A 12,264-nucleotide genomic window follows, 5' to 3' on the forward strand; every position below is an offset into this window, starting at 1 on the left:
GGACGGAGCGGAGCGCGTGATGCGGAAGAGGATCCTGATCGTTGGCGGCGGGACCGCCGGCTGGCTGACCGCGGGCTATCTCGCGAAACGGCTCGGCGCCGATCTGGCGGGCGGGGTCTCGATCACGCTGGTCGAATCCAAGGACATCGGCATCCTCGGCGTGGGGGAAGGGACCTTCCCGACGATCCGGCGGACCCTGGCGACGATCGGCATCGACGAGGCCGAGCTGATCCGGCGATGCGGCGCGACGTTCAAGCAGGGGGCGAAGTTCGTCCACTGGCGCCACGCCCCCGGGCAGGGCCGCACCGATCATTATTCGCACCCGTTCCAGGTCGCCGATGCGAGCGACGGCCTGGACCTGCTGCCCTATTGGCTGCTGGGGCATGGCGGCGCGGAGAATTGGGACGAGGTTTCCAATCCGCAGAAAAAGGCGGCGGATGCGATGCGCGCGCCCAAGCTGGCGACCAACCCCGATTATGTCGGCCCGCTCAACTATGCGTTTCACTTCGATGCGGTGGCGCTCGCCGGGCTGTTGCGCGAACATGCTGTCAGGAACGGTGTCCGGCATCTGACCGACACCGTGTCCGAGGTGCTGCTTGCGGAAGATGGCGCGATCGGCGGGGTGCGCACCGAGCGGAACGGGATGCTCGATGCCGATCTCTATATCGACTGCACGGGCTTTCGTGCCGAACTGATCGGCAAGGCGATGCAGGTGCCGTTCCGGTCGTGCCGTGACGTGCTGTTCTGCAACCGCGCGATCGCTGCGCAGCGGCCCTATGCAAAGCCCGGCGATCCGATCGCGTCCTATACGATTTCGACTGCGCAGGAGTCCGGTTGGATCTGGGACATCGGGCTCGATCGCAGGCGTGGCATCGGGCACGTCTACTCGTCAGACCATAGCGACGACGAGACCGCTGAACGCGTGCTCCGCGGCTATCTGGGCGCGGGCGGCGACGAGGCCGAGGTGCGCCATTTCAAGTTCGATGCGGGGTACCGCGAGGTCAACTGGGTCAAGAATTGCGTCGCGGTCGGGCTATCGAGCGGGTTTTTCGAGCCGCTCGAGGCGACGGGGATCGCGTTTGCCGAAGTCTCGGCGGGGATGATCGCGAACCTGTTCCCCTGGGGCGGCGACTACGAGACGTCGGCGCGCCAGTTCAACGCCAACATGCTGCGCCGCTACGAGCGCGCGCTCGATTTCATCAAGCTGCACTACTGCATTTCGGAACGGCGCGACACGGCGTTCTGGCGCGACAACGTGGCCGACGCCTCGATCCCCGACAGCCTGCTCGAGCTGCTCGACCGGTGGCGGTTCCGGCCACCCAACGAGCTCGACATCGACGGGCAGGTCGACATCTTCACCGACGCCAGCTGGCAATATGTCCTGTACGGCATGGGCTGGAAAACCGACCTGAGCGCAAAGGCCGGCGCGCTGCGCTATGCCGAGGATGCGCGGCGTGCGTTTGCCGAGGTCCGGCGTCAAGCCGACTATGCGGTCCGCAACCTGCCGTCGAACCGCGATCTGGTCGCCTATGCGCAGCACCATCATTTCGGTGCGCGAGCGGCGGCGTGACGGATCCCGGCCCGGCCCGCATCACCCGGATCGTCATCGTCGGCGGGGGAACGGCGGGATGGATGACCGCCGCCGCGATGGCGCGGCTGGTCGAGAGCGGCGTCGCGGTGACGCTGGTTGAATCCGAGGAGATCGGCACGGTCGGGGTGGGCGAGGCGACGATCCCCTCGCTGCTCGACTATAACCGGATGCTCGGCATCGACGAGGACGAGTTCGTCCGCGCGACGGGGGCGACGTTCAAGCTGGGGATCGAGTTTCGGGACTGGGGGCGGCTGGGCGACGCGTATTTCCATCCGTTCGGGACGCACGGCCGCGACGTCGAGGGGGTGGCCTTCCACCAGCTCTGGCTGCGTCAGGCGGGCCTCGCACAACCCAGGATGCCGGGGGCTATCGGCGACTATTGCCTGTCCACGGTCGCGGCGCGCAACGGGCGTTTCACGCGACCTTCGGCCAATCCGCAATCGGTCCTGTCGACGCTGTCCTATGCCTTCCACTTCGATGCCGCGCTCTATGCCCAATATCTGCGCAACCTTGCCGAGGCGGCGGGGGTGGTGCGGATCGAGGGGCGCGTGGTCGCGGTCGATCGGCATGCCGGGACCGGCTTCATCGAGGCGGTCCGGCTTGCGGACGGGCGTGCGATTAACGGGGACCTGTTCATCGATTGCAGCGGGTTCCGATCGCTGCTGCTCGGCGACGCGATGGACGTCGGGTTTACGAGCTGGCAGCACTGGCTACCTTGCGATCGCGCTTGGGCGGTGCCGAGTGCACCCCGCGATGCGCCGGCCCCGCATACACGCGCGACCGCCGAAGCCGCCGGCTGGCGCTGGCGGATCCCGCTTCAGCACCGCGTCGGCAACGGCCATGTCTATGCCAGCGACCATGTCGACGACGAGACCGCGCTGCGCGTGCTGCTGGGCGGGCTGGATGGCCCGCCGCTCGCCGATCCGCGCCAGTTGCGGATCGTCGCGGGGCGGCGCGACCGGCTGTGGGACCGGAATTGCGTCGCGATCGGGCTGGCCGGCGGCTTTCTCGAACCGCTCGAATCGACGAGCATTCATCTGATCCAGTCGGGCATCGCGCGGCTGATGAGCCTGTTCCCCGATACGGGTTTCAGCGCGGTCGAGATCGCCGAATATAACCGGCAGATGCTCAGGGAGTATGATCAGGTCCGCGACTTCATCGTCCTTCACTACCATGCGACGACGCGGACGGATTCGGCGTTCTGGCGGTATTGCCAGAGCATGACGCTGCCGCCGTCGCTGCAGGCCAAGCTCGATCTCTGGGCGGGCCGGGCGCGGATCTTTCGCGAACAGGGCGAATTGTTCACGCCCGACAGCTGGATCGCGGTCCTGCTCGGGCAGGGTATCTGGCCGGCCTCGGTCGATCCGCTGACCGCGGGGCTGCCGGTGGCGGAGAGCGTCCTGTTCCTCGACCATGTGCGGGATATGGTCGCCAAGACCGCCGAGGCGATGCCGCGCCACGCCGACTTCATCGCCCGACATTGTGCGGCACCGCTGCGGACCGCGGCATGACGCGATCCGCACGCATCGGCGCCGGCTAAAAAGCTTATTTGTCGGACAAAGCTTGCCCTTCCGCCTGATCGCGCTACCATCAAGGCAATTCGTATAAGAACGGGAGCGGGTATGCGGTGGGCGTCGAGCGCGGGAATGGCTGCGTCAATAGTCGTAGCGTTGGTCACTCTCCCGGCCGCAGCGGCCCCCGCTGCCCGTGGGGGCGAACGCCGCGTCGTCATCGATGCCGCCAAGGCCGCAGGCCCGGTCGATCGATCTTTCGACCTGTCGATCGGATCGGATTTCCCGGGCACGCTGATCCGCAGCGACAGCCAGGCGCAGCTCAAGACCGCGGTCGACGAACTCGGCTTCCGCTACATCCGCTTCCACGACATCTTCCACGACGTCCTCGGCACGGTGCGCAAGACCGATGCGGGGATCGTCTATGACTGGACGAAGATCGACCAGCTCTATGATGCGCTGCTGGCGAAGAAGATCCGGCCCTTCGTCGAGCTCGGTTTCACGCCCAATGCGATGCGGACGTCGGAGCAGACGATCTTCTACTGGAAGGGCAATACCTCGCATCCCGATCCGGCGCTGTGGCGCGGGCTGATCGATGCCTATGTCCGCCATGTGCGGCAGCGTTATGGCGCCGACGAGGTGCGTCGCTGGTATTTCGAGGTCTGGAACGAGCCCAATCTCGACGGCTTCTGGGAAAAGGCCGATCAGAAGGCCTATTTCGATCTCTATGCGGACACCGCGCGGACGATCAAGGCGATCGATCCGGCGTTGCGGGTCGGTGGGCCATCGACCGCGGGCGCGGCCTGGGTGCCCGAGCTCCTTGCCTTTACGAAGCGGAACGCCGTGCCGATCGATTTCGTGACGACACACACCTATGGCGTCGAGGGCGGATTCCTCGACGAGGAGGGCAAGCAGGACACCAAGCTGTCGGCGTCGCCCGACGCGGTGGTCGGCGACGTGCGCCGCGTTCGCGAGCAGATCGAGGCGTCGGCCTATCCGGGGCTGCCGCTCTACTTCACCGAATGGAGCACGAGCTACACGCCGCGCGACTTCGTCCACGACAGCTATATCAGCGCGCCGTACATCCTGACCAAGCTGAAGCAGTCGCGGGCCTATGCGCAGGGCATGAGCTACTGGACCTATACCGACCTGTTCGAGGAGCCGGGGCCGCCCCCGACGCCCTTTCATGGCGGGTTCGGGTTGATGAACCGCGAAGGTATCCGCAAGCCGGCCTGGTTCGCGTATAAATATCTGAACGCGTTGAAGGGCCGCGCGATACCCGTGGCGGACGACACGGTGCTTGCCGCCGCCGATGGCGCGCGGATCGCGGCCGTGGTCTGGGACTGGCAACAGCCGGTCCAGACGCTGAGCAACAAGCCCTTCTACACCCGGCAGGTGCCCGCGGTCGCGGCCCGACCGATCGCCCTGACCTTCGATCACGTGCCCGCGGGGACGTACCGGCTGACCATCCGCCGGACCGGCTATCGCCGGAACGACCCGCTCTCGCTCTATATCGACATGGGCATGCCCGCGTCGCTCGATGCCGCGCAGCGCAAGGGGCTCGAGCAGGCCACGCAGGACCTGCCCGAACAGGCGCGGACCGTCCGCGTCGGTCGCAACGGATCGACGCGCGTCACGGTGCCGATGCGCAGCAATGACATCGCGCTCGTCACGCTGGAACCGGCAGGCAGCGCCGGCATCGAACAATAATCGGGCAAAAGGGGAGAAGACATGGCGGGATTTAGCAAGCGCGACGTGCTGACCGCACCGCTGCTCGGCGCCCTCGGGGTCGGCGCGGCGCGGCTGGGGGCTGCGGCGGCTCCGGCAGGCGCAGCACGCGGCAGCCCGGCAATCCCCGCGGGACGGTTCGATGCGTCGGTCGCCTCGCTGAAGACCTATCAGACGCCCGACTGGTTTCGCGACGCGAAGTTCGGGATCTGGGCGCATTGGGGCCCGCAGGCGTTGCCCCGTCAGGGCGACTGGTACGCGCGCTTCATGTATGTCCCCGGCCACCCGCATTACGAGCATCATCTCAAGACCTACGGCCATCCGTCGGAGCACGGCTACAAGGACCTGCTGCCGTTATGGACCGCGGACCGGTTCGATCCGGACGCGCTGATGGACAAATATGCCGCCGCGGGCGCCAAATACTTCGTCTCGATGGCGGTGCATCACGACAATTTCGACCTCTGGCGTTCCAAGCATCAGCGCTGGAATGCGGTGGCGATGGGGCCGAAGCGCGACGTGGTGGGGGAATGGAAGGCCGCGGCCACGCGGCGCGGGCTCCGCTTCGGCGTGTCCGAACATCTCGCCGCGAGCTATACCTGGTGGTATCCGAACCAGATGTACGATCAGTTCTGGCCGAAGCTGGGGCTGGACTATGACGGTGCCGATCCCGCCAACGCCGATCTCTATCACGGCAATCGCGACGAGCCCTACCGCAACACGCCGGCCTCCTGGTACACCACGAACGCCGCCTATCAGCGGCACTGGTTCGACCGGATCGTCGATCTGGTCGACAGCTATCAGCCCGACCTGCTCTATTCGGATGGTGGGCTGCCGTTCGGGCCCGTAGGCCGCGCCCTCGTCGCGCATCTCTACAATGGCAGCATCGCGCGGCGCGGCCGGCTCGAGGCGGTCTATACCTGCAAGAATTCGGGGTCGGGGGAGTTCCACCGCGAGGCGTCGGTCGAGGATGTCGAGCGCGGGGTGCTCAAGGGCATCAATGCGCTGCCGTGGCAGACCGATACGTCGAATGGCGACTGGTTCTTCAACGACCGCCACCCCTACAAGACGACCAGCCAGATCGTCACGATGCTCGCCGATATCGTGAGCAAGAACGGCAACATGCTGCTCAACGTCGTGATGTACCCCGATGGCAGCCTGCCGCCGGAGTCGGAGACGTTGCTCGCCGAACTGGCGCCGTGGATGGCGGTCAACGCGCCGGCGATCCATGGCACGCGGCCCTGGAAGATCTTCGGCGAGGGGCCGACCGAAACCGCCGCGGGCATGTTCTCGGAAAAAGCGGATTACACGCCGCGCGATATCCGGTTCACGACCAAGAAGGATCAGCTGTTCGCGATCACGCTCGGCGAGCCTGCCGGGACCGTGGCGATCGCCGCGTTGGCGCTTGGCAACCCGCACGAGCCGCGCGCGGTGCGGGCGGTCCGCCTGCTCGGCCATCGCGGGCCGATCCGCTTTCGTCAGACCGGGCAGGCGCTGGTGATCGACGTGCCCGCGACACTCCCGTCCCGCCACGCCAGCGCGTTCCGGATCGACTTTGCCTGAGCGTCAGGTCCCCGCGTCACCGATCCCCCCATTCGCCAGCTTGGCGCAGTACCAGCGCCCCCCGACGGGGGCCACCGTTTCGATAAGGACGACCATCTCCATGTTACGCCGCCGCGCGCAATCCATTGCCCTGATGTTGACCCTTGCAACGGCGGCGCCGGCGCTGCTCGCGACCCCTGCCGGCGCGCAGAGCGCCGCCGGCCATCCCGGCTGGCCCGGCAAGGGGCAGCTGTTTGTCGGCACCTGTTATCAGCCCGTCGACCGCAGCCCGGCGCAGATCACCAGCGATATCGCGGTCATGAAGGCGGCCGGGTTCAACATGGTCCGGATGGGGGATCTGGCCTGGGACTATTTCGAACCCGAAGAGGGGCGGTTCACCTTCGAGCGCTTCGACGATGTGCTGCGTCAGATGCAGGCGGCGGGCATCCGGGTCATCGTCGACATTCCGGGCCAGCCGGCACCGATCTGGCTGCACAAGCGCTATCCCGGTGTCGACATCGTTACGCAGGACGGGGTGCGGGTCAATGCCGCCTCGCGCTACTGGGACAATATCAGCGACCCCGATTATCGCCGCCTCGCCGGTCGGCTCGCCGAGCGGATGATGCAGCGTTATGCCAAGCATCCCGCGGTGATCGCGCTGGGCTATGACAATGAGATCGGCAATGGCCAGATGTCCTATTCGGCGGCGGACCGGGATCGGTTCGTCGTTTGGCTGAAGCAGAAATACGGGACGGTCGATGCGCTCAACACCGCATGGGCGACGCAGCGCTGGTCGCGCCGGATCGGCGACTGGGATCAGGTCGACCTGCCCTATGGCCGGGGTCCGGGACCCAATGAGCGCTATCTCGACCTGCGCCGCTTCTGGTCGGACGACACGATCGGCGCGCTGAAGGACCTCGAATCGATCCGCAAGCGCTTTGCCCCGAACCTGCCAGTCGCGTCGAACTTCTGGCCGACCGCAGGGACCAAGGGGTTTGATTATCTCCGCTCCTGGGAAGATGTCTCGACCTATGGTGCGCAGGGATTCTACCCCGGCGACCCGCTCGGTGCGGGGTTCGAGGTCATGATGAACCGGGCCGGGCATCAGACGCCGGTCTGGTTCAACGAGTTCACTGCCGGAGGCGGGGGCTATTACGGCACGCCCGGGCGGTCGCGGATGTGGGCGTATTTCGGGCTGCTGCATTATGCGCAGACGGTGCTCGCCTGGACCTTCAATTCGCATCTCGGCGGAGAGGAGCAGGCCTTGTTCGGACTGGTCGACCATGACGACCGGCCGTCGTGGAAGGTGGGCGAATTCGCGCAGATCGCGCGCGAGTTCCGCCAGCTCCAGACGATGGGTTTCCCCCGCTACGACCCGCCACAGGTCGCGGTGCATTATTCGTTCGACACGATGTGGCTGACCAGCCCGCCGCCGGGGCCGAACACCACACCCGAATATTTCAAGACCGACTACACGACGGCAGTGAAGGCGGCGTTTGCGCCGCTCTACCGCGATAATATCGATGCGGCGGTGATCGACATCGGCCACGACCCGATCGACAGCTACAAGCTCGTCATCGTGTCGAGCGCGTATCTGATCGATGCGAAGATCGCGGCGGCGCTACGGGGTTACGTCGAGCGGGGCGGCACGGTCGTCATGACGGGCTATTCGGCGAAGGTGGACGCGACCGGGAAATGGTTCGGCACGCCCCTGCCGGGCGGCATGACCGACGTGTTCGGGTTGCGGACCAACGCCTTCTACCGATCCGAACAGCCGCTGCGCGTCCGCTTCGAGGGCCGCGAACTCAGCGGCACGGACCCCTATTACGAGGTGCTCGAGCCGAGCACGGCAAAGGTCCTCGCGCGGTTCGAGAACACGCCCGACAAGAGCCCGGCGATCACCGTCAACACATTCGGCAAGGGGCAGGCGATCTATCTGGCGACCGCGGCGCAACCGGGGTTGATCGATCCGCTGATCCGGTCGCTCTACGCCCGGCTGAAGATCCGGACGGGGCCGGCAACTCCCGAAGGGGTGGTCGCGCGGACGGTCGAAGGGCGGACGCTCTACGTCAATACCACGCCCGGTGCGCTGAGCGTGGCAATCCCCGGTGCAAAGTCTGGTACGGCTCGCGACGTTCTGACGGGACGCAAGCTGCCCGGCGCCCTCGACCTCGCGGGCTATGGCGTCGCCTTGATCGAGTGAGAATCGTGGTGGCCTGGGAACTCAAGGCTGACGCTTCGAAATACCAGGCCATCACGATGACCGTCAGGCGGGCTGGCCATTGCCGCCGGTCGACCCGAAGATCTGCCCGGTCGAATAGCTGAGCGACGGATCGGCCGCTGCGACATAGAGCGCGGCGATTTCGGCCGGCTGGCCCGCGCGCGCCATCGGCGAATCGCCGCCGAAGCTGCGCAGCTTTTCAGGCGTCGCGCCGCCGCTGACCTGCAACGGCGTCCAGAACGGGCCCGGCGCGATCGCATTGACGCGGATACCGCGGCTGGCGACCTGCTTTGCCATGCTCTTGGTGAAGTTCAGCACCGCCGCGCGGGTGAGTGCATAATCGACGATGTCGGGCGACGGGTTGCCCGCCTGCTCCGACGAGGTGTTCACGATCACCGCGCCTGCACCCATCCGCTCGAGCGCGGCCTTGGTCAGCCAGAATGGCGCATAGACGTTGGTCTTCATCGTATCGTCGAAATCCTGGCTCGAGATATCGGCGATGCCAGGGCGGGTCTGCTGGCGCGCGGCATTGTTGACGAGGATGTCGAGCCCGCCAAGCTGTTCGGCGGCCTGCTGCACCAGCTTGCGGCAGAAGCGCTCGTCGCGCAGGTCGCCGGGGATGGCGACGGCCTTGCGTCCCTCGGCCCGGATCAGCGCAACGACCTCGCGCGCGTCGGGTTCTTCGGCCGGCAGGTAGTTGATCGCGACGTCCGCGCCCTCGCGTGCATAGGCGATCGCCGCGGCACGCCCGATCCCGCTATCGCCGCCGGTGATCAGCGCCCGCTTGCCGGTCAGCTTTCCCGACCCCTTGTAGCTCGTCTCGCCATGATCGGGCCGCGGCGTCATCTTCGACGCGAGACCCGGCCAGGGCTGACGCTGGACGGGATAGGGCGGCTTTGGATAGGCCGCAGCGGCCGGCGTCGGTGCAGCGGCGGGCTTGCCGCCACCCTGCGCCGCGGCGTTAACGGTGGTCGCGGCGAGCGCGCCAGCAGTGACGGCGGCGCCCGACACGAAGGTGCGGCGTGTTGGGTCGGTCATGGTTCAGCTCCCGGGATGCGTGACATCCAAAGCGCCAAGTGACTGTGTCTGTTCCGGATCCTACCGAGATTGTTTCAGGGCGCGCACCGCGGTGCTTTGCGCAACCCTCAAGTAGGTATCGCCGAGTGAAACACGCCGACGACCAGCAGGACAAGCACCAGCGAGACGACGCTCGAGAGTGCGACAAGGACGGCCGCGGCCTTGCGGTTCGTGTCGAGGAGGGTCGCGAACAGCGTGACGTTGCTCGCGATCGGGAACAGCGCGATCAGCCCGACGATGACGCGGTCGCGGGGTGCGAGGATGCCGATGAACGCGGCTTCGAGCGCAAGTGCGGTGGCGATCAGCACGAGTCCGCTGGCCTGCCTGACGCCGAGGATCCGCGTCATCAGGCGGGGCCGCCAGTCGTCGCGACCGGTCTCGGCGAGATTGAGGCCGATGACCGCCATGCCGAGAACCGACACCAGCGTACCGGCGACCGACAGGATCGGCGACGCCGCCTCGGGCATCGTGACACCCAACGACTTCGCGATGATCGCGCCGATGATCACATAGACGACGGGCACGCGCAGCGCCTTGGTCGCGGCCTTGCGCGTACCCTCCTTGGTCCGCGCGATCAGGAAATAGCCGATCGTGTCGCCGTACAGCGCGCTGCCGATATAGGCGCAGATCACCGTCGAGACGCCGACCTCGCCGAACAGCGCTTGGCTGACGGGCACGCCGAAGAACGCGACGTTGAAGAACGAGAAGGAGGCCGACAGGAGTTTGGGATCGAAATCGTCGCCAAGCCGGTTGGCCAACCGGTGGGCAGGGATGCTCATCAGCGCGGCGACCGCGAACATCAGCGGGGGGATCACGAGCAACTGCTGCGTTTCCGCGCCGAGCACCTTGTCGATGACCAGCAACGGGATGAGGCCGAAGACGAGGATGGTCGAGAACAGCTTCGCCGCCCAGGGCACACGCGCCCCGACGCCCCAGGCGAGCAGGATCACGCCATAAAGCGGCAGCAGTGCCGCCGCGATGTTGCCCAGCGCGCTCATTGCTGGCGCAGGATATCGTCGATGGCGCGGCCTGCGCACTCGACGTTGAACCAGACCGCGTTGGTGTCGCGCAACTCGCCGTTGAGCAACTGGCCGAGTGCGTAGATGCGTGGTGCGTCACGCGAGGCCGATATGATCCGGCAGGTCGCGCGGTGGGCGATGGCACCGCCGACGGGGTGTGGTTGCAGCCAGTCCTTGGCGAGCAGATCCTTGACGAGCGTTTCCTTCATCTCGGCGAGGGTGGTCGCCTGGCCGGTGGCGTTGACGACGACCGGCGTCTCGAGCGTGTCGCCCGTCGTGAACCGGACGATGAAGCCGGTGCCAGTCGGGTTGGCAATGGTTTCATCGACTCGTCCACGGATGCTGAGCTGCCCGCGCGTCATCGCATCGGCGAGGCGCCGCGCGTTCACCATCGGTGTGACGAACCGTGCCGCGGCGAAATGCGGTGCGAGCCATTGCCCGAACCGTTTCTGGTCGACGGGTCGCAACAGGTTCCAGATCGCGGTCGAATCATGGCGGGCGGCGGTCAATATGCGCTGGAACGGCTCGTCGCCGGCGTCCGCCGCGGCGATGTCGTGCAGCAGCGCGGCTCGGGCGTCACCGTCGGCGCGATCCTCGGCCTGCCAGTCGATCGCGCGTCCCGCGGCGGTCTCGGCCTCGATGCGGAAGAGGCGGAACAGGTCCACGACCGAGAAGGCGGCGCCGCGTTCGCGGATATGCCGGTGGACGTTTTCAAGCGTGAGATGCTGACGGTCATACCCCGTCTCGGGCGCGGGAATCTCGACCCGCGGCAGCAGGCCTTCCTTCGAAATCAGGTGGATATGTCCGCGGTGCCCTTCGTCGAGCAGCGTCATCACCGCGTCGATCGCGCTGAGGCCGCTTCCGAGGATGACGACGGACTGATCGCTGTCGATCCCCCTGGTCATGCGGTCCGCGGGGTAGGGCGAATCGAAATAGCCGGGCTTGCCGTTCAGGGGGCCGAACCGGTCGGGATCGGGCGTGCCGATCGTCAGTAGCACGACGTCCGTCGCAATCGTCGATCCGTCCGAGAACGCGACGGTCGCCGCATCATGGTCGCCCTCGATGCTGACCGCCTCCTGATGGTGGATACGAACGTCGATCCTCGCGCGCCGGGCCTGGTCGAGCGCCCGGTCTAGGACCTCCTGCATGTAGAGGCGATATTCCCGGCGCTCGGGATATTCGACGCCATCGGGATCGAGCGGCGTCCCGGCTGCCGCGCGCCGCGCCTCGAGCCAGGTCCGGAAATGACCCGGCTCGCGGTCATAGAGCCCCATGAGACGGGATTCGGTGTTCAGGCGATGCCCCGGCTGTTCCGTGCCGAAGGCCAGACCGCGCGCAAGCTCGTCGTCCCGCTCGACCAGATGGAGGATCCATCCGTCGCCCGGATCATAGCATAATCGCGTGACGGCTTCGGCGAAGGCGGCAACGCCGCAGGCGCCCATGCCGATAATAGTCAATGTTTTCGGCATGATATCCCATTCTCTGACGAACGGCGACAACGCGCGGGCGCTATATGGTGCCACGGCCGAGATGAAAATTTTGTCATGTCGGCGGCAGCTCGCTCCGGCGGCGGTTCGG

8 protein-coding genes are annotated in these 12,264 nt (G+C 66.5%); 5 read left to right on the top strand and 3 right to left on the bottom strand.

The genetic code is table 11. The features are described from left to right. Positions 1-19: 19 nt before the first annotated feature. The 5 genes from IFT71_RS14000 to IFT71_RS14020 all read left to right on the top strand — a co-directional run bounded on the left by IFT71_RS14000 (position 20) and on the right by IFT71_RS14020 (position 8,572). The gene (locus IFT71_RS14000) at positions 20-1,570 is read left to right on the top strand and encodes a tryptophan halogenase family protein (RefSeq protein WP_192141615.1); all 1,551 of its coding nucleotides are present in this window, start codon (positions 20-22) and stop codon (positions 1,568-1,570) included. Next, entirely contained in the window at positions 1,567-3,102 is a 1,536-nt protein-coding gene (locus IFT71_RS14005) for a tryptophan halogenase family protein (RefSeq protein WP_342212662.1), read from the top strand. Before IFT71_RS14000 ends, IFT71_RS14005 begins: the two co-directional genes overlap by 4 nt. Positions 3,103-3,261: 159 nt before the next feature. Next, positions 3,262-4,812: a GH39 family glycosyl hydrolase gene (locus IFT71_RS14010; RefSeq protein ID WP_342212663.1), complete on the top strand. Its 1,551-nt coding sequence runs from the start codon at positions 3,262-3,264 to the stop codon at positions 4,810-4,812. Between the two features lie 21 nt (positions 4,813-4,833). Then, positions 4,834-6,390: an alpha-L-fucosidase gene (locus IFT71_RS14015; protein ID WP_192141619.1), complete on the top strand. Its 1,557-nt coding sequence runs from the start codon at positions 4,834-4,836 to the stop codon at positions 6,388-6,390. A 133-nt stretch (positions 6,391-6,523) separates the two neighbouring features. Continuing rightward, positions 6,524-8,572 carry a beta-galactosidase gene (locus IFT71_RS14020; protein WP_244654935.1) on the top strand — a complete coding sequence of 683 codons (2,049 nt, stop codon included), beginning with the start codon at positions 6,524-6,526 and terminating at the stop codon, positions 8,570-8,572. A 63-nt stretch (positions 8,573-8,635) separates the two neighbouring features. Here the strand turns inward: IFT71_RS14020 and IFT71_RS14025 are convergent, their stop codons facing one another. The 3 genes from IFT71_RS14025 to IFT71_RS14035 all read right to left on the bottom strand — a co-directional run bounded on the left by IFT71_RS14025 (position 8,636) and on the right by IFT71_RS14035 (position 12,155). Beyond that, positions 8,636-9,628: an SDR family oxidoreductase gene (locus tag IFT71_RS14025; RefSeq protein WP_192141623.1), complete on the bottom strand. Its 993-nt coding sequence runs from the start codon at positions 9,626-9,628 to the stop codon at positions 8,636-8,638. A gap of 107 nt (positions 9,629-9,735) precedes the next feature. Then, positions 9,736-10,665, bottom strand: coding sequence for an AEC family transporter (locus tag IFT71_RS14030; RefSeq protein ID WP_192141625.1), 930 nt, complete (start codon positions 10,663-10,665; stop codon positions 9,736-9,738). Then, complete coding sequence (locus tag IFT71_RS14035) at positions 10,662-12,155, bottom strand: FAD/NAD(P)-binding protein (protein WP_192141627.1); 1,494 nt, start codon at positions 12,153-12,155, stop codon at positions 10,662-10,664. The genes IFT71_RS14030 and IFT71_RS14035 overlap by 4 nt, the downstream gene beginning before the upstream one ends. Positions 12,156-12,264: the final 109 nt, after the last annotated feature.

Origin of the sequence: Sphingomonas sp. CFBP 13733 (assembly GCF_014841795.1) — a bacterium.
Lineage (GTDB): Bacteria > Pseudomonadota > Alphaproteobacteria > Sphingomonadales > Sphingomonadaceae > Sphingomonas > Sphingomonas aerolata.